The organism is Microbacterium sp. SD291, assembly GCF_017355365.1.
Taxonomy (GTDB): domain Bacteria; phylum Actinomycetota; class Actinomycetes; order Actinomycetales; family Microbacteriaceae; genus Microbacterium.
In genome coordinates this window covers 196512-219639 of record NZ_JADIJR010000001.1, presented here as the reverse complement: position 1 = coordinate 219639, position 23128 = coordinate 196512, and the positions used below count along the sequence as shown (strand labels likewise).

18 protein-coding genes are annotated in these 23128 nt (G+C 70.0%); 10 read left to right on the top strand and 8 right to left on the bottom strand.

Features of this window, described 5'->3' with window-relative positions:
• Window positions 1-29 precede the first annotated feature (29 nt).
• The gene (locus tag IPV10_RS00950; RefSeq protein WP_207479427.1) at window positions 30-2471 is read right to left on the bottom strand and encodes a DNA topoisomerase (ATP-hydrolyzing) subunit A; all 2442 of its coding nucleotides are present in this window, start codon (window positions 2469-2471) and stop codon (window positions 30-32) included.
• A 59-nt stretch (window positions 2472-2530) separates the two neighbouring features.
• On the opposite strand from IPV10_RS00950, the gene IPV10_RS00945 reads away from it, so the two are divergent.
• Complete coding sequence (locus IPV10_RS00945) at window positions 2531-3652, top strand: alkaline phosphatase family protein (RefSeq protein WP_242684465.1); 1122 nt, start codon at window positions 2531-2533, stop codon at window positions 3650-3652.
• A gap of 36 nt (window positions 3653-3688) precedes the next feature.
• On the opposite strand, the gene sepH is transcribed toward IPV10_RS00945, so the two are convergent.
• Window positions 3689-4720: a septation protein SepH gene (gene sepH, locus IPV10_RS00940; protein ID WP_207479425.1), complete on the bottom strand. Its 1032-nt coding sequence runs from the start codon at window positions 4718-4720 to the stop codon at window positions 3689-3691.
• Between the two features lie 198 nt (window positions 4721-4918).
• Between sepH and IPV10_RS00935 the strand changes: the two genes are divergently transcribed.
• Window positions 4919-5212 (top strand): DUF4193 domain-containing protein, encoded by a 294-nt coding sequence (locus tag IPV10_RS00935; protein WP_207479422.1) that lies wholly within the window; start codon window positions 4919-4921, stop codon window positions 5210-5212.
• A 61-nt stretch (window positions 5213-5273) separates the two neighbouring features.
• Here IPV10_RS00935 and IPV10_RS00930 read toward each other — a convergent pair whose 3' ends face one another.
• A complete protein-coding gene (locus IPV10_RS00930) occupies window positions 5274-5738 on the bottom strand; it encodes a DUF3093 family protein (RefSeq protein WP_207479419.1) in 465 nt (154 codons plus the stop codon).
• A gap of 12 nt (window positions 5739-5750) precedes the next feature.
• On the opposite strand from IPV10_RS00930, the gene dut reads away from it, so the two are divergent.
• From dut to dxs, 5 genes are all read left to right on the top strand, one after another.
• Entirely contained in the window at window positions 5751-6242 is a 492-nt protein-coding gene (dut, locus tag IPV10_RS00925; RefSeq protein WP_207479417.1) for a dUTP diphosphatase, read from the top strand.
• Window positions 6235-6822: a DUF3710 domain-containing protein gene (locus IPV10_RS00920; RefSeq protein WP_207479414.1), complete on the top strand. Its 588-nt coding sequence runs from the start codon at window positions 6235-6237 to the stop codon at window positions 6820-6822. Before dut ends, IPV10_RS00920 begins: the two co-directional genes overlap by 8 nt.
• Window positions 6819-7553, top strand: a complete 735-nt coding sequence (locus tag IPV10_RS00915; RefSeq protein ID WP_207479410.1) for a DUF3159 domain-containing protein — start codon at window positions 6819-6821, stop codon at window positions 7551-7553. Before IPV10_RS00920 ends, IPV10_RS00915 begins: the two co-directional genes overlap by 4 nt.
• A gap of 152 nt (window positions 7554-7705) precedes the next feature.
• Entirely contained in the window at window positions 7706-10540 is a 2835-nt protein-coding gene (locus tag IPV10_RS00910; RefSeq protein ID WP_207479408.1) for an aconitate hydratase, read from the top strand.
• 158 nt (window positions 10541-10698) lie between these two features.
• Window positions 10699-12639 (top strand): 1-deoxy-D-xylulose-5-phosphate synthase, encoded by a 1941-nt coding sequence (gene dxs / locus IPV10_RS00905; RefSeq protein WP_207479405.1) that lies wholly within the window; start codon window positions 10699-10701, stop codon window positions 12637-12639.
• A gap of 16 nt (window positions 12640-12655) precedes the next feature.
• Here dxs and IPV10_RS00900 read toward each other — a convergent pair whose 3' ends face one another.
• The 3 genes from IPV10_RS00900 to IPV10_RS00890 form a co-directional block, all read right to left on the bottom strand.
• Window positions 12656-13351 (bottom strand): SPFH domain-containing protein, encoded by a 696-nt coding sequence (locus IPV10_RS00900; protein WP_207479402.1) that lies wholly within the window; start codon window positions 13349-13351, stop codon window positions 12656-12658.
• A 141-nt stretch (window positions 13352-13492) separates the two neighbouring features.
• Window positions 13493-14938: a glycerol-3-phosphate dehydrogenase/oxidase gene (locus tag IPV10_RS00895; protein ID WP_207479398.1), complete on the bottom strand. Its 1446-nt coding sequence runs from the start codon at window positions 14936-14938 to the stop codon at window positions 13493-13495.
• The gene (locus tag IPV10_RS00890; RefSeq protein WP_207479395.1) at window positions 14935-15543 is read right to left on the bottom strand and encodes a TetR/AcrR family transcriptional regulator; all 609 of its coding nucleotides are present in this window, start codon (window positions 15541-15543) and stop codon (window positions 14935-14937) included. The genes IPV10_RS00895 and IPV10_RS00890 overlap by 4 nt, the downstream gene beginning before the upstream one ends.
• A gap of 20 nt (window positions 15544-15563) precedes the next feature.
• Between IPV10_RS00890 and IPV10_RS00885 the strand changes: the two genes are divergently transcribed.
• The 3 genes from IPV10_RS00885 to IPV10_RS00875 are packed head-to-tail and all read left to right on the top strand — an operon-like array spanning window position 15564 to window position 19708.
• Window positions 15564-17186, top strand: a complete 1623-nt coding sequence (locus IPV10_RS00885) for an FAD-binding oxidoreductase (RefSeq protein ID WP_242684464.1) — start codon at window positions 15564-15566, stop codon at window positions 17184-17186.
• Between the two features lies 1 nt (window position 17187).
• On the top strand, window positions 17188-18093 hold the full coding sequence (locus IPV10_RS00880) for a YegS/Rv2252/BmrU family lipid kinase (protein WP_207479392.1): 906 nt from the start codon (window positions 17188-17190) through the stop codon (window positions 18091-18093).
• On the top strand, window positions 18086-19708 hold the full coding sequence (locus IPV10_RS00875) for a GMC oxidoreductase (protein ID WP_207479390.1): 1623 nt from the start codon (window positions 18086-18088) through the stop codon (window positions 19706-19708). The genes IPV10_RS00880 and IPV10_RS00875 overlap by 8 nt, the downstream gene beginning before the upstream one ends.
• A gap of 50 nt (window positions 19709-19758) precedes the next feature.
• On the opposite strand, the gene IPV10_RS00870 is transcribed toward IPV10_RS00875, so the two are convergent.
• Both IPV10_RS00870 and IPV10_RS00865 read right to left on the bottom strand, forming a co-directional pair.
• Complete coding sequence (locus IPV10_RS00870) at window positions 19759-21903, bottom strand: 3-hydroxyacyl-CoA dehydrogenase NAD-binding domain-containing protein (RefSeq protein ID WP_207479387.1); 2145 nt, start codon at window positions 21901-21903, stop codon at window positions 19759-19761.
• A 6-nt stretch (window positions 21904-21909) separates the two neighbouring features.
• On the bottom strand, window positions 21910-23115 hold the full coding sequence (locus IPV10_RS00865) for a thiolase family protein (protein WP_207479384.1): 1206 nt from the start codon (window positions 23113-23115) through the stop codon (window positions 21910-21912).
• Window positions 23116-23128 lie beyond the last annotated feature (13 nt).

Below are 23128 nucleotides of genomic sequence, written 5' to 3'. Positions count from 1 at the left end.
TGACATTTGTGAAGTCTCGCGAGCCGGGGTCAGACGAGGGTGCGGCCGATCGAGCCGATGACGCCGTCGATGGGCTGACCCGAGGCGTCGCGCCTCGCGCCGGCCTCGGGGAGCTTGCGCACCGCGCCGGTGGGGTCGACGGCCTGCGCGGGGCTCGGGCCGACCCAGGCGACCGTCAGGCGGTCCTCGCCCTTCAGGAACGCGTGCGCGCGCACTCCGCCGGTCGCACGGCCCTTGGCCGGGTACTCCGAGAACGCGGAGACCTTCGCGCGTCCAGGGTCGGTGCCCGGCAGGATGCTCTCGGCCCCGGAGACCGTGGCGACGACCGCCTCGGCGTCGGGGGAGACGGTGCCGAAGAAGAGCACCGAGGCGCCCCCGCCGAGCTTGATCCCGGCCATGCCGCCGGCGGGTGCTCCCTGCGGGCGCACGGCGGATGCCGGGAAGTGCAGCAGTTGCGCGTCGGTCGTCACGAACACGAGCTCGACGTCATCCGGCGCCTCCGCGGCGCCGACGACGCTGTCGCCCGGCTTCATGCCGATGACCTCGACCTCGGGGCGCACCGGGAGCGATGACGGGACGACGCGCTTGACCGTGCCCTGCGCGGTGCCGAGCGCGATCGGGATGTCGCTGTCGAACTTCACGAAGCCGACGATGCGCTCGCCCTTGGTGCTGATGACGAGATAGTCGCGCAGCACGGCGCCGGCGGCGAGCTGCACCGAGGTCGACGGCACTGAGGGCAGATCGACGGGGGAGAAGCGCACCACCCGGCCGGCGCTCGTCAGGGCACCGAGCTCCGCCCGCACCGTCGTCTCGATGGTCGTGAGGATCGCGTCGTGCTTGCTGCGGCGGGCGGGAACCGTGAGCTCCTGGCCCTCGCCGAGGTCCACGCGGACGGCGCGACCGGTGGTCGACAGCACGAGCACGGTCGGCGCGTCCGCGATCTGCAGGTCGACGGCGCCCCTGGTCGCGCGGGGCTTGGGCGGAGCGGCGTTCATCAGCAGCGTGCGACGAGGTGTCCCGTATGCGTCGGCCGCGGCATCCAGCTCCTTCGCCACTACCCCGCGCAGGAGGACAGGACTGCCGAGCAGCTCGCGGAGCGCGGCGATCTCGGCGAGCAGCGCGTCGCGCTCCGACTCGAGCTCGATGCGGGAGAACTTCGTGAGGCGCCGCAGGCGGAGCTCGAGGATGTACTCGGCCTGCAGCTCGCTGAGGTCGAAGACCGAACGCAGTCGCGCGCGGGCCTGCTCCGAGTCGTCGGACGAGCGGATGACCTGGATGACCTCGTCGATGTCGAGGATGGCGATGAGCAGGCCCTCGACCAGGTGCAGGCGCTCCTCGCGACGCGCGAGCCGGTAGCGGCTGCGGCGCGTGATGACCTCGAGCCGATGCGCCACGTAGACGCTGAGCATCTCCTTGAGGCCGAGCGTGCGCGGCTGCCCCTCGACGAGTGCGACGTTGTTGATGCTGAAGGAATCCTCCAGCGGGGTCAGCCGGTACAGCTGCTCGAGCACGGCGTTCGGGTCGAACCCGGTCTTGATGCCGATCGCGACGCGCAGGCCGTGGTTGCGGTCGGTGAGATCCGTCACATCGCTGATGCCCTGGAGCTTCTTGGACTGCACGGCGTCGCGGATCTTCTCGATCAGGCGCTCGGGGCCCACCATGTACGGCAGCTCGGAGACGATGATGCCGGTGCGCCGGGGGCCGAGCGGCTCGACGGACACCTTGCCACGGACCTTCAGCGCCCCGCGTCCGTTCGTGTACGCGTCCTTGACGCCGTCGAGGCCCATCAGGATGCCGCCGGACGGGAAGTCCGGACCTGGCACGAACTCCATGAGCTCTTCCGTCGTGGCGTCCGGGTGCTCGAGCAGGTGCGTGGCCGCGGCGACGACCTCGATCAGGTTGTGCGGAGCCATGTTCGTCGCCATGCCGACCGCGATGCCGCTGGCGCCGTTGACGAGCAGGTTCGGGAAGGCGGCCGGCAGGACCGCCGGCTGCTGGAACTGGCCGTCGTAGTTGGGGATGAAGTCGACGACGTCCTCATCGAGGTTCTCGGTGAGCGCGATCGCCGGCGACGCGAGGCGGGCCTCGGTGTACCGGGCGGCGGCCGGGCCGTCGTCGAGCGAGCCGAAGTTGCCGTGGCCGTCGACGAGGGGCACGCGGAGGGCCCACTCCTGAGCCAGGCGCACCAGCGCGTCGTAGATCGCGGTGTCGCCGTGGGGGTGCAGCTTTCCCATCACCTCGCCGACGACACGGGCGCTCTTCACATGGCCGCGGTCGGGGCGAAGGCCCATCTCGGCCATCTGGTACAGGATGCGTCGCTGCACGGGCTTGAGGCCGTCGCGGGCGTCGGGGAGTGCGCGCGAGTAGATGACCGAGTACGCGTACTCGAGGAACGAGCCCTGCATCTCGCTTTCGAGATCGATGTCCTGGATTCTCTCAGGGGCGAGCTCGGGCGGCGGGGTCTTCGGCATGGACATCCTGAATGGTGCGTGACTGAGGGCTTTCGGGAGCCTGTGTCAGACTGGCTCGGATGTCCCTCATGCTACCGTCCGAGTCGCCGACAGCCCGGAGCGTCGTCGGGGTGGCGGACGACCTGTTCGCCGCTCTGCGCGGAGAATCGCCGACGCTGCCGCGCCCGGACTCCGCAGTGCTCGTGCTCGTCGACGGCCTCGGAGCCATCAGCCTGCGCGCGCACGCGGGTCACGCGAGGGCGCTCACGGCCGGGATGGCGAAGAAGGATGTCGCGTACTCGGTGTTCCCCTCGACGACCGCTGCGGCGCTCACCAGCATCCTCACGGGCGTCGGCCCCGGCGAGCACGGACTGGTCGGCTACCGGGTGCTCGACCGTTCGAGGGACATCCTCGTGAATCAGCTCTCCGGCTGGGAATCCGAGGGCATCGACCCTCTCGTCTGGCAGCCGGCGCCCACCCTGTTCGAGCGCGCTCGGGGCGAGGGGCGGCCGTCGTTCGCCGTCGGGTTCGCCGGCTACGCCGACAGCGGGTTCACCAGAGCCACGCTGCGAGGAGCGGACTTCGTGGCTGCCCGCACGCCCGCCGACCGGGTCGCCGCTGCGTACGAGCTCGCTGAGCGGAATCCCGGCGCGATCGTCTACTGCTACCTCCCGGAGGCCGACAAGGCAGGGCACAAGCACGGCATCGCCTCGTCGAAGTGGGTGTCGGCGCTGGAGGAGATCGACGCGGCCCTGTCGGTGGCGGTCCCCGACGGCGTCGGCGTCATCATCACCTCGGATCACGGGATGCTCGATGTGCCGGAGCACCGTCAGGTGGTGCTGGAGGCGGAGCATCTCGACGGCGTGCGGCATGTGGGCGGCGAGCCGCGGATGCTGCACGTCTACCTGGAGCCGGATGCCGACCTCGGCGGCGTGGTGGCCCGTATGCGCGCGGATCTCGAGGGGCTCGCCGACGTCTGCGCGAAGGCCGAGGCCATCGCGGCCGGCATGTTCGGGCCGGTCGTGACGGATGCCGCGGCCTCGCGCATCGGCGACGTGCTCGTCGTCGCGCGCGGAAACGGGGCACTGTACGACGGCACGGCGGACGATCAGCGCAGCCGGGGCATGGTCGGACAGCACGGCGGCATCAGCGTCGAGGAGCGGCAGGTGCCGCTGCTCAGGCGCGGAGTGTTCGCGCGCTGACAGCCGGCTGCCGGCAGCCGGTGCTGACAGCCGGTGTCACTCGTCGGTGCGTGCTCCGAACACGATCTCGTCCCAGGACGGCATCGCGTTGCGCCTGCGGCGGCGTGCGCTGCCGTCGGTCGCAGGCTCGGGGGCCGGCTTCGCGTCATCGTCGTCGGCACTCGACTCGAACGCGTCGAACAGCGCGATCGGGCTGGACTCCTGGACGTCGTCCTCGAGATCATCGATCAGCGGAGCGGTCTCGCGCTGTCCGCGACGACGACGGAGCGCCTCGAGGAGATCGGCAGTCTCCGGGCTCGTGGTCTGGTGCTCCGGTGCGCGATTGATCGCGGCGTCCTGTGCGGCGGAGCCCGAGCGCTCCGGAAGCTCGCCCTCCAGGACGTCGGCTTCCGGCGCCGGAAGCAGTCGCGGACCGAACGCGCCGGAGTCGAAGCGGCTCTCGTCCTTGTACGGCGAGTTGGTGCGTTCCGCCTCGACCGCGCGAAGGCGCGGGATCAGGCCGTCCGGCAGGGATCCCTGCCGGGAGAGCTGGGTGGCGTCGGCGTTCAGCGGAGACAATGCGCTGCGCCGCGGGTCGAAGCTCCAGCGGGCGTCGTGATCGACGTCGTTGGCGGCGAACTCGAGCTTCACGATCCAGCCCGACTCGTCCTTCCAGCTCGCCCAGCGCTCCGCGGAGGCCTCGACGTCGGCGAGTTTGGCGCGGATGGCGGTGCCGAAGGTGGGCTGGGCGTCGGGTTCGACCTCGCTGCCGATCAGCACCGGCACAGCGAGGGCCTGGTCGATGATGTGCTCGCGCTCGGCGAGGACGGGACCCTCGAAGCGCACGACGTCCTCGATGCTGATGCCGAGGAGCTCCGCGACCTCGATGGCGGTGAGGCCGGCGCGGATCTGCGCCTGGATGTCGCGGGGGCTTGCGGCGAGGCGCTGCGTGGTCGGCTCGCTCTGACGGGTCGCTCGGCGGATCTCGCGGTGCAGCACGTCGTCGATGGGCAGCGAGAACCGCTCGCCCGACTCGGTCGCGAGTACGAGGACTCCTGCCTCTGTGCCGACGATGGTGACGTTTTCCATGCGAATGCCCCTCTGATGGGTGTTCGCTCATGGTGTCACGCGACGCCCGCCGGAGCCGGGAATACGGTGGGCGTGCCGCGAGTTTGCACTGTCGCAGCCCCTGGCATTTGCTTATTCGCCCGCGGTCGTGCAAACTATGGCCGCCGATTACCCGACGGCACACCACCCACTCGCACCATGAACGTGGAGATTTACCGCATGGCAACCGATTACGACGCTCCCCGCAAGAGTGAAGACGACTCCGAGTCGATCGAAGCCCTCAAGGAGCGTGTGCCGGACAAGCTCTCCGGCTCGTCAGGCGACGAGGACTCGGACAATCCGTCCAGCTTCGACCTCCCGGGTGCCGACCTGTCCGACCTCGAACTCGACGTCGTCGTGCTGCCTGCGCAGCAGGACGAATTCACCTGCATGAGCTGCTTCCTGGTGAAGCACCGCTCGCAGCTCGATCACGAGGACTCGTCCGGCCCCATCTGCAAGGAGTGCGCTGCCTGAGCGCACGACAGAGCGAGACATCACGCGCCCCCGGCCTGACGGTCAGGGGCGCGTCGTCGTCTCAGCCGCGCGCTGCGCGGATGGCCGCCGCCAGGCGATCCGGGGTGCGCGTGGAGATCGTCCACGAATCCACGGGGTCGTCTGGATCGATGTCGGGCACGACGACCACGCCGTCGATCCCGCCGCGGATCAGATGCCAGCCCCGTGCGGGCAGCCCGGGCCCGCGGGCCTGCCGTGCATCGTCGCCGGAGAGCGCCGCCGGCTCACCGAGGTGGCGGACGTCGATGTGCGCGCGCCCGGCGCGCAGCACCGTGCCCTCGACCGACACCACCGGCGTGAACGCGATGAACGCAGCGACCAGCAGGGCGGAGACGGCCGCGCCGATGACAAGGGCGGTCGTCGAGCCGACGGGCGTGAAGATCAGCGAGACCATGGGGCCGGCGAGTGCGACGGTCACCAGCAGCCACAGGCTCGGCGACAGCCGCTCGCGGTAGCGCGGGCGTGTCTCGGGGGCGGGGTTCTGCATTAGCCTCTTGGGGTGACTGATTCCGTTGATGTCCCCATTATCGCCCCTGTGCTGAACGGCGATGCTGTGGTCCCCTTCTACGCCCACCCCGGCGACGCCGGCGCTGACCTCGTCGCGGCCGAAGCGGTTCGCCTCGGACCGGGCGAGCGTGCGCTCGTCGCGACCGGAGTCCGCATCGCACTGCCCGAGGGCCACGCCGCCTTCGTCGTGCCGCGCAGCGGGCTCGCCGCGAAGCACGGCATCTCGATCGTGAACTCGCCGGGCACCGTCGACGCGGGGTACCGGGGCGAGATCAAGGTGAGCCTGATCAACACGGACATCCGCAGCGCGTACGATGTGGCGGTCGGCGATCGCATCGCGCAGCTGATCATCATGCCGGTGACACGTGCGACGTTCATCCCGGTCGACGAGCTGCCAGACAGCGTTCGCGGCGAGGGTGGATTCGGCTCCACCGGCTACCAGGCAGGACTCCACGAACAGCAGGCAGGCAAGGCCAATGACTGACAACAGCGCCACCCCTTCGAAGTCCGCACCCGAGAACCGGGCCAGCGAAGGACCGTTCGACGACTCCGAGGCGAATCCGGTCCGTCCGTACATCGACCTCGGCGGGATCAAGATCCTGCCGCGCGAGGGTCTGAACCTGCGCCTCGAGGTCGAGGAGCAGTCCAAGCGGATCGTCGCGGTCGGGCTCGACTACGCCGAATCCTCGCTGCAGGTGCAGCCGTTCGCCGCTCCTCGTTCCGGCGGGCTCTGGGATGAGACCCGTGTGCAGCTGCGCGACCAGGTCCGTGCCCAGGGTGGCCGCGTCGAGGAGCGCGAGGGCCCGCTCGGCCGGGAGCTTCTCGCCGAGGTGCCCGCGCCCGCGAGCGAGGGTTCGGAGCTGCGCCTGGCCCGTTTCATCGGCATCGACGGTCCTCGGTGGTTCCTGCGCGGCGTGATCGGGGGAGCGGCGGCATCCGATCTCGAGGCGGCGGCCAAGGTCGAGGACCTGTTCCGGTCGATCGTCGTGGTGCGCGGCAGCGCGCCGATGCCCCCGCGCGATCTGATCCCGCTTAAGATGCCGGCCACGCCGGGCTCGGCGTGAGCACCCCGGAGCCGGACGCAGATCGGGAGCCGAGCGCCTCCGAGCTGATCGGCGCGGCTCTCGGCGGCGCCGCACGGCGCGCAGGACTCGACCCGGCCGACAGCGCCAGCACGCAGAAGGTCGTCTGGTCGGCCATCGGCGGGTGGCGCGGCATCCTCGAATCGGTGCTGCCCAGCCTCGCGTTCGTCGTGCTTTTCACCATCCGCCCTGAGCCGCTGATCCTCGCGCTCGGCGTGTCGGTCGGTCTCGCGGCGGTGTTCACGATCGTGCGTCTCGTCCAGAAGTCGCCGCCGTCCGCCGCCATCGGCGGTCTGGTCGCCGCGGGAGCGGCGGCAGGTCTGGCTCTGTGGACCGGCCGCGGGCAGGACAACTTCGTGCCCGGGCTCATCACCAACGCCGCCTACGGCACGGCGATCCTCGTGTCGGCGCTGATCGGCTGGTCGCTGATCGGGATCGCCGTCGGATTCCTGATGGGCGAGGGCACCGCGTGGCGCCGGGACCGGCGCAAGCGCCGCGCCTTCCTCTGGCTCGGCATCGCCTGGGGTGCGCTCTTCCTCGCACGGCTCGCCGTGCAGCTGCCGCTCTATCTCGCAGGTGAGGTCACCGCGCTCGGCACGCTCAAGCTGATCATGGGGCTGCCGCTGTTCGCGCCGATGATCGCCGTCACGTGGCTCGTCGTCCGTGCGCTCTATCCGCGCGCGCCGACTGCGGACGTCTCGACGCAGGCGTGATAGATTTATCTTGACATCAAGATAAATCTACGGCTTCTGCCGAGAAGCCGAAGGGCGCAGACTGGTTAGGTCCGCCTTGCTAGCCGCGGCACGTCGTCGGCGAGCAAGATGGAGTCGCCTGTCGCTCCCATCCCATAGAAGGAGACGGATTCGTGTCCACGGTGAACAGCTTCGGTGCCAAGAGCACCCTGACGGTCGGCAGCACCGACTACGAGATCTTCCGCATCGACACGGTGCCCGGTTTCGACAAGCTCCCCTTCAGCCTCAAGGTCCTCCTGGAGAACCTGCTTCGCACCGAGGACGGCGCGAACGTCACGAAGGCGCAGATCGAGGCGCTCGGATCGTGGGATGCCGCGGCCGAGCCCAACACCGAGATCCAGTTCACGCCGGCACGCGTGGTCATGCAGGACTTCACGGGTGTGCCCTGCATCGTCGACCTCGCCACCATGCGCGAGGCCGTCACCGCCCTCGGCGGCGACGCGAACCGGATCAACCCGCTGTCTCCCGCCGAGATGGTCATCGACCACTCGGTGATCGCGGATCTCTTCGGCTCGGAGAACGCGCTCGAGCGCAACGTCGAGATCGAATACGAGCGAAACGGCGAGCGCTACCAGTTCCTGCGCTGGGGCCAGACCGCCTTCCAGGACTTCAAGGTCGTCCCGCCGGGCACCGGCATCGTCCACCAGGTGAACATCGAGCACCTGGCCAAGGTCATCTACGACCGCGACGTCGACGGCGTGCTCCGCGCATACCCCGACACCTGCGTCGGCACCGACTCGCACACCACCATGGTGAACGGCCTCGGCGTGCTCGGCTGGGGCGTCGGCGGCATCGAGGCCGAGGCCGCGATGCTCGGCCAGCCCGTGTCGATGCTCATCCCGCGCGTCGTCGGCTTCAGGCTCACCGGCGAGATCCCGGCGGGCGTCACCGCCACCGACGTGGTGCTCACGATCACCGATCTGCTGCGCAAGCACGGCGTGGTCGGCAAGTTCGTCGAGTTCTACGGAGCCGGCGTCGCATCGGTGCCGCTCGCGAACCGCGCCACCATCGGCAACATGTCGCCGGAGTTCGGCTCCACCGCGGCGATCTTCCCGATCGACGACGTCACCCTCGACTACCTGCGCCTCACCGGCCGCAGCGAAGAGGCCGTCGCGCTCGTCGAGGCGTACGCCAAGGAGCAGAAGCTCTGGCACGACGCCGCCCACGAGCCCGTCTTCAGCGAGTACCTCGAGCTCGACCTCGGCACGGTCGTGCCGTCGATCGCAGGCCCGAAGCGCCCGCAGGACCGCATCCTCCTCTCCGAGGCGAAGACGCAGTTCGAGAAGGACATCCAGAACTACGCATCCGCCTCGACCTCGGACGACATCGTCGATCTCGAGTCGAAGCACTCGTTCCCGGCATCCGACCCCGGTCAGGTCCCCGGCGAGGAGGAGACGACCACGCGTCCGGTGCACATCAACAGCGGTGCCCCCGCGCACGCGTCGACGCCCGTGCCCGTCACCACGCCCGCCGGGGAGAAGTACATCCTCGACAACGGCGCCGTCACGCTCGCGGCCATCACCTCGTGCACCAACACCTCGAACCCGTCGGTCATGATCGCCGCGGGCCTGGTGGCGCGCAAGGCGCTCCAGAAGGGCCTCAAGCAGAAGCCGTGGGTCAAGACCACGCTCGGCCCCGGCTCCAAGGTCGTCACCGACTACTACGAGAAGTCCGGTCTCGACAAGGACCTCGAGGGCCTCGGCTTCTACACCGTCGGATACGGCTGCACGATCTGCATCGGCAACTCGGGGCCGCTGATCGAAGAGGTGTCGGAGGCGATCAACTCGCACGACCTCGCGGTCACAGCGGTGCTCTCCGGAAACCGCAACTTCGAGGGCCGGATCAGCCCCGACGTGAAGATGAACTACCTGGCGAGCCCGCCGCTGGTCATCGCCTACGCGCTGGCAGGTTCCATGCACTTCGACTTCGAGGCCGACGCGCTCGGCAAGGACACCGACGGCAACGACGTGTTCCTGAAGGACATCTGGCCGACGCCCGACGAGGTGCAGGAGATCGTCGACTCGTCGATCTCGCGCGACCAGTTCATCAAGCAGTACGCCACCGTCTTCGACGGCGACGAGCGCTGGCGCAGCCTCCCCACCCCGGACGACGCGATCTTCCAGTGGGACGAGAACTCGACGTACGTCCGCAAGGCGCCGTACTTCGACGGCATGACGATGGAGCTCACCCCGGTGCGCGACATCCAGGGTGCGCGCGTGATGGCGACGCTCGGCGACTCGGTCACCACCGACCACATCTCCCCGGCCGGCAACATCAAGCCGGGAACGCCCGCGGCGAAGTACCTCGAGGAGCACGGCGTCGACCGCAAGGACTTCAACTCCTTCGGCTCGCGGCGAGGCAACCATGAGGTCATGATCCGCGGCACCTTCGCGAACATCCGCCTGAAGAACCTGATGCTCTCCGCCGTCAACAACGGCCAGGTCGTCGAGGGCGGCTACACCCGCGACTTCACCCAGGCGGACGGCCCCCAGTCGTACATCTACGACGCGTGCCAGAACTACGCCGGGCAGGGCACCCCGCTCGTCGTGTTCGGCGGCAAGGAGTACGGCTCCGGGTCCTCGCGCGACTGGGCGGCCAAGGGCACGAGCCTGCTGGGCGTCAAGGCAGTCATCACGGAGAGCTTCGAGCGCATCCACCGCTCCAACCTGATCGGGATGGGCGTCGTGCCGCTGCAGTTCCCGGCGGGCGAGAGCTGGGAGTCGCTGGGCCTCGACGGCACCGAGATCGTCTCGATCACCGGTCTCGAGGAGCTCAACAACGGCGTCACCCCGAAGACGGTGCACGTCACCGCCACGCCGAGCGAGCACTCGGCCGAGGGCAAGCAGATCGTCGAGTTCGACGCGGTCGTGCGCATCGACACCCCCGGCGAGGCGGACTACTACCGCAACGGCGGCATCCTGCAGTACGTGCTGCGCTCGCTGGTCTGATCGAACCGCGAAGGGGCTCGGATCCGACGGATCCGGGCCCCTTCGCCGTCTGTCAAGGGCGCCTCGTTCTCCGGGGTTTCCCGGGTGGGCGCGATAGGATCGACGAGATGTCCGCACCGGAAGCGGATGCTTTTCTGGGAGCCTGTGAGGAGGTGCAGATGCCCATTCTTCCGAGCATCTCAGGACCCCGTGATCTCGACGCCCTGTCTGCGGAGCAGCTGGTGGAGCTGGCGGCGGAGGTCCGTGAGTTCCTGGTCGAGAACGTCTCGCGAACCGGGGGCCATCTCGGCCCGAACCTCGGTGTGGTCGAGCTGACGATCGCCTTGCACCGCGTCTTCTCCTCGCCGGACGACCCCTTCATCTTCGACACCGGTCACCAGTCGTACGTGCACAAGCTGCTGACCGGGCGGAGCGACTTCTCCGGCCTGCGCCTGCGCGGCGGCCTGGCCGGTTACCCGCAGCGCGGCGAGAGCCCGCACGACGTCGTCGAGTCGTCCCACGCGTCCAGCTCGCTGAGCTGGGCCGACGGCATCTCGCGCGCCCTCACCGCCACCGGCCGCTCGGACCGCCATGTGATCGCCGTCGTCGGCGACGGCGCCCTCACCGGGGGCATGACGTGGGAGGCGCTGAACAACATCTCCGACGACAACGACCGCAACCTCATCATCGTCGTGAACGACAACGGACGCTCGTACGCCCCGACGATCGGAGGCATGTCCCGTTACCTGAACCGGGTGCGCACGGCCGCCGCGTACAAGGACCTGCACCGCAAGTCGGACCGCCTGTTCCGGGCTTTCGGACCGGTGGGCCGCGCGGTCTTCCGCGGAGTCCGCGGCGGCACGCACGGCTTCCTCTCGCGCTTCACGAACAACGAAGCGCTGTATTCCAATCTCGACATCAAGTACCTCGGCCCGGTGGACGGTCACGACCTCCCCGCCCTGCTCGAGACGCTCGAACTCGCCAAGTCCTACGGCGCGCCGGTCATCGTGCACACGATCACCGAGAAGGGCCGCGGCTTCCAGCCCGCCCGCGACGACGAGGCCGACCAGTTCCATGCCGTCGGGCGCATAGACCCGACGACGGGGGAGACGCTGTCGTCCGGCGGACAGGGCTGGACGGATGTCTTCTCCGATGCGCTCGTGCAGGTGGGGGAGCGCCGTGACGACGTGATCGCCATGACCGCCGCCATGCTGCGCCCGACAGGACTCGCGCCCTTCGCGGAGCGCTTCCCCGACCGCGTCTACGACGTGGGCATCGCCGAGCAGCACGCGGTCGCGTCCGCGGCCGGCCTCGCATACGGCGGTCTGCACCCGGTGGTCGCCCTGTACGCGACCTTCATGGGCCGCGCGTTCGACCAGGTGCTGATGGACGTCGCGCTCCACCGTGCCGGTGTCACGTTCGTGCTCGACCGCGCCGGCGTCACCGGCCCTGACGGGCCCAGTCACCACGGCATGTGGGATCTGGCGATGCTGCAGATCGTCCCGCACATCCGCATCGCCGCTCCGCGTGACGGTGCGCGGCTGAAGGAGGCGCTCGACGAGGCCGTCGCCATCGACGACGCGCCGACGGTCATCCGCTTCCCGAAGGGGGAGGTGGCTCCGGACCTTCCCGCCCTCGAGAGGCTGCGGGACGGCGTCGACCTGCTGGCGCGAGGAGAGTCCGAAGACGTCCTGCTGGTCGGGATCGGGCCGTTCGCGGCACTCGCGATGGATGTGGCGGCGCGCCTGCGGGCGCAGGGCATCGGCGCCACCGTGATCGATCCGCGCTGGGCGATCCCCGTGCAGCCCTCGGTCGTCGAGCTCGCCGCGCGTCACCGCCTGGTGATCACGCTGGAGGACGGCATCCGGGTCGGCGGCATCGGGACGCGCGTGCGGCAGGTGCTGCGCGAGGCTGGCATCGACACAGCCGTGGATGAGCTCGGTCTTCCGGACGAGTTCATCGATCACGGCTCGCGCGACGAGATCCTCGTGGATGCGGGGCTGACGGCGTCGAAGATCGCGCAGGACGTGGTGGCACAGGTGCTCGGCACCCGGATCCCGATCGCCCGCAACGCGGGGGAGACCGGCGCGATCGACCTGCCCCTGCACGAACGGCGCTGAGGAGACTTCTCGGTCGTCAGTTCAGGGCGTGCAGCGAAGCGATCGCCTGCGCTCCGCGGTCGGTGTCGCGCAGCGCCGTCGAGAGCAGGTAGCCGTCGGTCAGCGCATCGCCGGTGACCATCACGCGCACGAGCTCGACGCCGCAGGCGCGGCGGACCTCTTCGTCGCTCGCGGCGATCACGAGCGCGTTGATCTCGTCGTTGTGCGGCAGCTCGGCGCCGTCGAAGCCGCGGATCACATCTCGCAGAGTCGCGCTGACGATGTTCGAGGCGCGCTCCTTGACGTTCACGACGTCGAGCTCGAACACGCGCAGGTCGCGTCCCGTCGGGATCGGCCGCCATTCGAAGGATGCGTGCACCCGGTGCTGATGCCCGCTCGCACCGCTCATCTCCCTGACCGGCAGGTCTGTCGCCCGGCAGCGGACGTCGATGAGCTTGTACCAGTAGAAGAGCGGGAACGCGCCGTGCGAGCCCGGATCCAGGACGACGACCTCTCCGACCGCGCCACCACGGTTGGTCGGACGACGCTGCGGACGGTTGCGGATGATCGGCTTGCCGTTCCGGGTGCGGATCGCGGCCCAGCCCTCGTCGACCGTGACCACGAAGAGCTTGAGCAGTGCGGGGACCACCAGGAGCGTCGTGAGGATGGCGGTGCCGGTCTTGAACAGCCCCGACATCCCCTTGCCGCCCATCATCGAGAAGAGCATGTCCATGTCACCACTGTGCCGGGTCGCGGGACGTGAGGACCTCGTCTGAGGACCTCTCGTCCGGGTGTTCATGCGCTGTTCCGCCCGCGTTCCCCCCGGCGCCGCGCGGTGTCAACGCACTGCAGCGGAATCGCCCTCAGACCGGCGTCAGCCGAGTTCGGCCAGCGTCCGCGCGACGATCTCCTCGACTCGCGGCAGGCTCCGCTCGCGATCGGACTCGACGAGCCCGATGCGGGTTCGCCGGTCGAGCACATCGGCAGCCGTGAGCGCGAGCTCGGAGCGCACCGCGAACTCGATCTCCGCGGTGGCAGGCCAGGCCGCGGCGGGGGAGCGCTCCGGGTGCGTCACATCGTCGACCAGGCGCAGAGCAGAGGTCCTGCTGGGCGGTGCGTCCAACCCGCGGACACGGACGGCGAGGTCGACGGCATCCTCCGCCATCCGGCGATACGTGGTGAGCTTGCCGCCCAGCACGGTGACGAACCCCGCTTCGGATGCCGTGACGAGGTGCTTCCTCGACACGTCGGACGTGGCATCCATGCCGCTGTCCACCAGCGGGCGGAGTCCCGCGAACGCCCCGCGCACCTGGTCGCGGCGCAACGGCGCTCCGACCACGCGGTTGAGGCTCGCGAGCAGGAAGGCGATCTCGCCCTCCGTGGGCTGGGCCACGGACGGAACGGGCCCAGGCGCGTCTTCGTCGGTGAGCCCGACGATCAGTCGGCCGTGCTGCTGCGGCAGCGCGAAGACGTACCGGCTGATCGAGCCCTCGTGGGGGACCGTGAGCGCTGCGGCCGGCGAGCCGAGGTCCTGAGCGTCGAGCACGATGTGCGTGCCGCGACTCGGCCGGACCGTGATCGAGTCGTCGAGCGAGCCTGCCCAGACGCCAGTGGCGTTGATCACGCTGCGGGCACGGATCTCCAGCCGTGCGCCGGTCAGCGCATCCTCGGCGGTGATGCCGTCGGCACGCAGGGCGACCGCGCGCACGCGGGTGAGGATGCGCGCGCCGAGCGCCGCCGCGGTCCTCGCGACGGTGACCACCAGCCGGGCGTCATCCAGCAGCTGCCCGTCGTACGACAGCATCCCGCCGCGGAGTCCGCGAGAGGAGAGCGCCGGCACGAGGCGCTGCGCGGTGCGTGCCGAGACCACGCGCGGCGGAGGCAGGATCGCGCGCGGGGTGCGGGCGCGCAGGCGGAGGAGGTCTCCCACTGCCATCCCCGCGGCGCCCGCCGCGCGCTGGACGAGGGAGACGCCGGGGGCGAACGGCAGCAGCTGCCCGAGCGGGCGGATCAGGTGCGGTGCGATCGTCGTCATCAGCAGATGCCGCTCGATCGCGCTCTCCCTCGCGGTGGCGACGTCGCCGGTCGCGAGGTACCGGAGTCCGCCGTGGACGAGCTTGGAGCTGAAGCGGCTGGTGCCGAAGGCCAGGTCCTCCGCTTCGACGAGGGCGACGCTGAGCCCGCGGGAGGCCGCGTCCAGCGCGGCGCCGGCACCGGTGATGCCGCCACCGACGACGAGGACGTCCACGGTGCCCTGGGCGGCGCGCTGCAGTTCGTCCGCACGCCGTGCCGCGTGAAGATGAGGGGTGCCGGCTGTCATGGGCGCAGCAGCCCGTCCAGTGCGGCCCGGAGCTCGCGCTCCCACCCCGCCTCGTCGATGAGATCGGCGACGGTGCCGTGCGACAGCACGGCCGACTGCGCGATGAGCAGGAGCATGACGGCGATCTCCCGCGGCTCACCGGCGCGGACGGATCCTCCCTCCTGCGCGGCGCCGATCGCGACGCCGAGCCAGTCGAGGATCAGGCGCTGGCTGGAGCCGACGCGCCGCAGCGTGTAGCGCGTGAACGCCTCCGGCTCCTCCTCGAGGAGCCTGCCGTAGACCTCGTCCGTGCGGAACTGCGTGGAGAATCGAAGCACGTCGTCGACGAGCTGCGCTCGGGTCGGCGGATGCGAGGTGAAGGTGTCGATGATGCGGCTCACCCGGCGGAGCAGGGCCGCCCGGACCACATCGTCGGCGTCGTCCCAGTTCCGGTACACGGTGGGACGGCTGATCTCGGCACGCCTGGCGACCTCGGCGATCGTGACGCCCTTCAAGCCGCGCCTGCGGATCAGCGCGTCCGCGGCGTCGAGGACGCGCGACTGGGTGGCGTCCCATTCCGGTCGGCTTCCGGTGACCGGATGCTCCCTTGCGTGACGTTCTTCCATGATGTGTCAAACTGTAACGCATGAGTCGAGATGACGGCGGGGTCGACGACGATCCGCCGATGAAGTGGAACGGCTGGGGTGACCCCGAGAAGGCCAGGGACCTGCCTCTCGCGGTGCGCACGCTGCTCCCGCTGCTCCTGGGCCGGATCCGCAGGCCTGAGCCGGCGGTCGAGCTCGATGCCGTGCACATCTCCGCGTCGGCACTGAGCGCTGAGGATCGTGCGGCGTTCCGCGCCGCTGTGGGCGCGCAGCATGTGGACGAGTCCGCCGAGGCGCGCATCCGGCACGCCGGAGGCCGGTCGACGCCCGACCTGCTGCGTCGGCGACTCGTCGAGCAGGATGTGCCGGATGCGGTCATCCTCCCGGCCGATCATGACGAGGTGCGCGCGTGCCTTGCCGTCGCGGTCGAGCGCGGCATCGCGATGATCCCGCACGGCGGCGGGACGAGCGTCGTCGGGGCTCTCGATCCCGAGCGCGGCAGTCACCACGCGGTGGTGAGCCTCGACCTGCGACGGCTCTCCGGACTCATCCGCCTCGACGAGCGCAGCGGCGAGGCGGTGCTCGCAGCCGGCACCACGGGGCCGGACGCGGAAGCGTCGCTGGCCGCTCACGGGCTCGAGCTCGGCCACTATCCGCAGAGCTTTCGCTACGCCACGATCGGCGGCTTCGCCGCCGCCCGCTCGTCGGGTCAGAACTCCGCAGGCCACGGCCGCTTCGACACGATGGTGACCGGGATCCGCGTCGCCACCCCGACCGGCGACATCGAACTCGGCAGATCGCCCGGCACCGCAGCCGGACCCGACCTGATCAAGGTGTTCCTCGGCTCGGAGGGGATCTTCGGCGTGATCACCGAGGTGCGCGTGCGCGTGCACCCCGTCCCGCACGGCCGCGTGCTCGAGTCATGGTCCTTCCCCGACTTCGCCGCCGGCGCCGAGGGCCTGAGGCTCGTCGCGCAGCAGGGGGGCGGCCCCACCGTGATCCGGCTGTCGGACGAGGCCGAGACCGCCGTGAGCCTCGCCCAGGTCGGCAGGATAGGGAAGGCACTCGCCAAGGGTGCGAGCGTCGTGACGGTGTACGAGGGCGACGACATCGCCCAGCGCCGCGCGCGCATCAGCGCCCTGCTCGCCGAGGCAGGCGGCACGTCCGAGGGTGAGGGAGCCGCGGAGGAGTGGCTGAAGGGCCGATTCGACGGGCCGTACCTGCGCGACGCGCTGCTCGACGCCGGTGTCTTCTGCGAGACGCTCGAGACAGCGACCACCTGGTCGAACCTGCAGGCGCTGCGCTCCGCCGTGGACAGCGCCCTGAAGGCGGGCTTCGCGGATTCCGGGGCCAGGTCGTACGTCATGTGCCACGTCTCCCACGTGTATCCCACCGGGGCATCGCTGTATTTCACGGTGCTGGCCGGCGTCCGCTCCGATCCGCTCGCAGTGTGGGAGCCCGTCAAGTCCCGTGTGAACGACGCGATCATCGCGACCGGAGGCACCATCAGCCACCACCATGCGGTCGGCAGAGACCACGCGGCCTGGCTGGCGCAGGAGATCGGCGACACCGGCATCCGCATCCTCGCGGCGATCAAGCGCGAGCTCGACCCCACCGGCATCCTGAATCCCGGCGCCGTGATCCCGATCGAGCGGACGCACTGAGGTGGCCGAGCACATCGCCGTGCTCGCGAATCCCTTCGCAGGCAAAGGCCGCGGCCGGAAGGTCGCGGAGACGGCCGTCCGGCACCTCCGGGCACGCGGCGTCGAGGTGCGCGTGTTCGGGGGCGGTTCCGCCGCCGACTCGGCGCGGCTCACCGAGACCGCCCTGGCGGAGAACCCGCGCGCGCTGATCGTGGTCGGCGGGGACGGCACGCTGTCCGGCGTGCTCGACACGCTGTGCGCGGCATCCGTCCCCGTGGTGCTGGTGCCCGCCGGCACCGGCAACGACCTTGCGCGGGCGCTGGATCTGCCCAGCGGTGATGCCGCAGCCGCTGCCGAGCTCGCGCTCACCGGGGTGCCGCGCGCGATCGACGTCGGGGAGGTGCGCACCGCCTCCGGCGCGCGCAGGTTCCTCACCATCGCCGCACTCGGCTTCGACGCGAAGGTCAGCGACCGCACGAATCGCCTCCGCTGGCCGCACGGCGCGCTGCGCTACTATCTGGCGCTCGTGATCGAACTGGCGCGACTGCGCCCGATGTCGTTCACTCTCGCCCTGGACGACGACACTCCCGAGACGGTGCCCGCGACCCTGATCGCCGTCGGCAGCACGTCGACCTATGGCGGCGGGATGCCGGTCTGCGCGGGTGCGCTCCCCGACGACGGCCTGCTCGATGTGGTGCGCGTGGCGCCGCTCGGCCGGCTGCGGCTGCTGAGGCTGTTCCCGGAGCTGCTGCGGGGGACGCACCTCTCGCGTCCGGAGGTCGTGCACCGGCGCGCACGGAAGGTCAGCGTGTCGGCGACAGGACTCGTCGTCTATGCGGACGGCGAGCGGATCGGCGAAGCCGACTGCACCATCTCGGTGCTTCCGGCGGCGCTCACGATGATGGTGCAGAAGGAGAGAGATGAATGAGTTCGACGAGGACGTGATCGTCGTCGGTTCCGGTTTCGGCGGCTCCGTCGCGGCGCTGAGGCTGGCCGAGAAGGGCTATCGGGTGCGCGTCTACGAAGCCGGACGCCGCTTCGAGGACGAGGACTTCGCGAAGACGAGCTGGGACGTGCGCCGGTACCTCTGGGCACCCGCGTTCGGATGCTTCGGGGTGCAGCGCATCCACCGTCTCCCGCACGTGATGATCCTGGCCGGCGCCGGGGTCGGCGGCGGCTCCCTGAACTACGCCAACACGCTCTACCAGCCCGGAGCCTCGTTCTTCGCGGATCCGCAGTGGTGGGGGATAGCCGACTGGGCGTCGGAACTCGCCCCGCACTACGCGACCGCGAAGCGCATGCTCGGGGTCGTCGAGCACTACCCGCACACCGGCCCCGTTGAGCGGATCATGGCGGGCGCCGCCGCGGATCTCGGCGTCGGCGACACGTTCCGCCACGCTCCGGTCGGCGTGTTCCTCGGCACGCCCGGGGTGCGGGTGCCTGATCCGTACTTCGGCGGGGAAGGCCCCGAGCGCACCGGCTGCACGCTGTGCGGCAACTGCATGGTCGGCTGCCGCGTCGGCGCCAAGAACACGCTGATGAAGAACTACCTCGCGCTGGCCGAGCGCCGCGGCGTCGAGATCGAGGCTCTGCGCACCGTCAGCGAGGTGCGCGAGCTCCCCGAGGGCGGGTTCGCGGTGACGACCCGGCGCAGCGGCGCCTGGCTCCGGCATTCGCCGAGGACGGTGACGGCCGGGCACGTCGTCCTCGCGGCCGGCACCTGGGGCACCCAGCAGCTGCTGCACCGGATGAAGGAATCGGGGGCGCTGCCGCGGATCTCGGATGCCGTCGGCCGCCTCACCCGCACGAATTCCGAGGCTCTCGACGGCGCGATCGCGGTGAAGGTCCCCGAGTCCCTGCAGCTGGCCCGCGGCGTGGCGATCACCACCTCCTTCCACGTCGACGAGCGCACCCACGTCGAGAACGTCCGCTACGGTCCCGGCTCGAATCTGATGGGGGCGCTCGCGACGATCCTGGTGCCGGGCGATCTGCCGCTCTGGCGTCGCCTCGGCGCGCTCGTCGTGCATGCTCTCCGGGCTCCGGAGCGCCAGCTGCGGATCGGCACGCTGCGGCACTGGAGCGAGCGCGGGATCATCGCGCTCGTGATGCAGACGGCAGACAACTCGCTCACGCTGTCCCTGCGCCGCCGCCTCGGACGCCTGGTGATGACAAGCGCCCAGGGGCACGGCGAGCCGAATCCGAGTCACCTGCCGCAGGCGCACGCGGCCGCGGCGGCGATCGCCGCGCGCATGCAGCAGGACGGCGGAGAACCGGCGGAGGCCAGGGGAACGTGGCCGGAGGTGTTCGGCATCCCGTTGACCGCGCATTTCCTCGGCGGAGCAGTGATCTCGGCGACGCCGGAGGGTGGCGTGATCGACGCCTACCACCGGGCGTGGGGACACCCGGGCCTGCACGTCGTGGACGGTGCCGCGGTGCCGGCCAACCCCGGTGTGAACCCTTCGCTCACGATCACGGCGCTGGCCGAGCGCGCACTGTCGCACTGGCCGCGCAAGGGCGAGGCGGACCTGCGTCCGCCTCAGTAGACGCGGAACGGGGCCGCACCCGGAAGGAGCGGCCCCGTTCGCATAGGCGGTCAGCGCTGTTCGATGCCGCGGATCTGCGGGGTGTGGAAGGAGCTGCCGAACGCCCGCTCCGACGCACCCTCGCGGTCGAGGTACGGCGAGGCCCCGCCGTCGATGAACGGCCAGCCGGCGCCGAGGATGAGGCACAGGTCGATGTCCTCGACCTCGGGCACGACGCCCTCGTCGAGCATCAGCTTGATCTCGGTCGCGAGACCGTCCTGCAGGCGCTGCAGGATGGTCGCCGCCGACGCCGGCGTCTTGCCGACCGCGGGCTTGATCACCTTCTCGGCCTGCTTGGTCCAGCCGGTGACCCGACCGCCCTTGTCCTTCTCGACGACCGAGTCCAGCTCGGCGAGAGCGTGGAAGTTCTCGTTCGCGTAGAAGCGCTCGGGGAACGCGTGCACCATCGTGTCCTGCACGTGGGCCGCGACCTTCCAGCCGACCAGGTCGATCAGCTGGAACGGTCCCATCGGCAGGCCGAGCGGGGCGAACGCCTTCTCGACGTCTGCCACGGGAGTGCCCTCGTAGACGGCGCGGGCAGCCTCGCCCATGACCTTCGCCAGGAGACGGTTGACCACGAAGCCCGGAGCGTCCGCGGTCAGCACCGCACTCTTCCCGAGGTTCTTCGCGACGACGAACGCCGTCGACAGCGCAGCCTCCGACGTCACCGGCGTCTTCACGATCTCGATCAGCGGCATGACGGCGACCGGGTTGAAGAAGTGGAAACCCACGAGCCGCTCGGGGTGCGCGAGCTTCGAGCCGATCTCCTCGACCGACAGCGACGAGGTGTTGGTCGCGAGGATCGCGTCCTCGGCGATGATCCTCTCGATCTCGCCGAACACCTGCTGCTTGACGCCGACCTCCTCGAACACGGCCTCGATCACGAAGTCGCAGTCCGCATAGAGGCTCTTGTCGGTGGTGCCCGTGACGAGCGCACGGAGCCTGTTCGCGGCATCCGCGTCCAGACGGCCCTTGCCCTCGAGCTTGCCGATCTCCTCGTGTATGTAGGCGACGCCCTTGTCCACGCGCGCCTGGTCGAGGTCCGTGATCAGCACCGGCACCTGCAGCTTGCGCACGAAGAGCAGCGCGAACTGGCTGGCCATGAGACCGGCACCGATGATGCCGACCTTCGAGACCTTCTTCGCCAGCTCCTTGGGCGGTGCCCCCACCGGGCGCTTCGCCCGCTTCTGCACGAGGTCGAAGGCGTACATGGATGCCGCGAACTGGTCGCCGGTGACGAGCTCGGCGAGGGCCTCGTCCTCACGGGCGAAACCGTCTGCCCTGGTGCCGCTCTTCGCCTTGTCGAGCAGCTCGAGCGCGGCGTAGGGCGACTTCGGCACCGTTCCGATCTTCGACTCGAGCATGCCGCGCGCCATCTTGATCGCGATCGGCCACTTGGTCAGGCGTTCGATCTTGCCTGGCTCGTTCTTGCGCTCGACCTTCTTGCCGCCGAGGACGGAGTCCGCCCAGGCGAGCGAGTTCTCGAGGTAGTTCGCCGCCGGGAAGATCGCGTCGACGATGCCGAGCTCGAACGCCTGCTGCGGCTTCAGCATCCGGTTCTGCTTGAGCGGGTTCGAGATGACGACCTCGAGCGCGTTCTCGATGCCGATCAGGTTCGGCAGCAGGTAGGCACCGCCCCAGCCGGGGATGATGCCGAGGAACACCTCGGGCAGCGCGATCGCGGCGGCCGAGGCGTCGACTGTGCGGTACGTGGAGTTCAGCGCGATCTCCAGCCCGCCGCCGAGCGCGAGGCCGTTCACGAACGTGAACGACGGCACGCCGAGCTCGGAGAGCCGCCCGAGGACCTTGTGGCCGAGCTGTGCGATCAGGCGCGCGTTGTCACGCGAGCCGACCTTGCTGATGTCGGACAGATCGGCGCCTGCGGCGAGGATGTACTGCTTGCCGGTGATGCCGACCGCCTGGATCTCCCCGGCGGCCGCACGCGCCTTCAGCGCGTCGAGGGTCTCGCCGAGCTCGGTGAGGGTCGCGGGGCCGAGGGTGTTCGGGCGGGTGTGATCGCGGCCGTTGTCGAGCGTGATCAGGGCGAGGACCTTGCCGGAGGCGAGGCGGACGTCACGCACGGGGGAGTGCGTGATCACCTCGCCCTCGGTCAGCGCCTGGATGGGGGAGAAGTCGATCTCGTCGTAGTTCGTCATCGCGACTTACCTCTTCTTCTTGCCGTCGAAGTGCGGGTTCTCCCAGATGACCGAGCCGCCCTGGCCGAGGCCGACGCACATTGCAGTCAGGCCGTATCGGACGTCGGGACGCTCGGCGAACTGCGCCGCGAGCTGGATCATCAGGCGAACGCCGGATGCCGCGAGCGGGTGTCCGAGAGCGATAGCGCCGCCCCACTGGTTGACCCGGGGGTCGTCGTCGGCGATGCCGAAGTGGTCGAGCAGCGAGATCACCTGGATTGCGAACGCCTCGTTCAGTTCGAACAGGCCGATGTCGTCGATCGTGAGACCGGCGCGCTTCAGCGCCTTCTCGGTCGAGGGGATCGGGCCGATGCCCATGATCTCCGGCTGGACGCCGGCGAACGCGAACGAGACCATCCGCATCTTCGGGGCCAGGCCGAACTCCTTCACCGCGCCGCCGCCGGCGAGCAGCGACATCGTCGCGCCGTCGGTGAGAGGCGAGGAGGTGCCGGCGGTGACGCGGCCGTGCGGGCGGAACGGCGTCTTCAGGGCCGCGAGGTCCTCCATCGTGGTCTGCGGGCGGCGGCCCTCGTCCTCGGTGGCGAGTCCCCAGGCGCCGTCGGCGCCCTTGATGGCGACCTGGACGAGATCCGGCTGGATCCTGCCGGCGTCGTACGCGGCCTGCACCTTGTGCTGGCTGAGCATCCCGAATCGATCGGAGCGCTCCTTGGTGAGGTGCGGGAATCGGTCGAAGATGCGCTCCGCCGTGACACCCATGTTCAGGGCGCCGGGGTCGACCATCTTCTCCGCCACGAAACGCGGGTTCGGGTCGGCATTGCCGCCGATCGGGTGGTGCCCCATGTGCTCCACGCCGCCGGCGAGGGCGAAGTCGTACATGCCGACGCCGATCGACGCGCCCATGGTTGTCACGCTGGTCATCGCGCCGGCGCACATGCGCTCGATGGCGAGGCCGGGGACCGTCTGCGGGAGCCCGGCGAGGATCGCCACGGATCGTCCGAGCGTGAGGCCCTGGTCTCCGGTCTGGCTGGTCGCGGCGATCGCGACGTCGTCGATGCGGTCGGCCGGAACGGCCGCGTTCCGCTCCATCAGGCCGATGGTCGCCTTCACGGCGAGGTCATCAGCTCGGGTGTTCCAGTACATGCCCTTTTCGCCGGCGCGCCCGAAGGGGGTGCGCACTCCATCGACGAAGAAGACGTCCGAGATCTCGGCCACTCTGCCTCCAAGT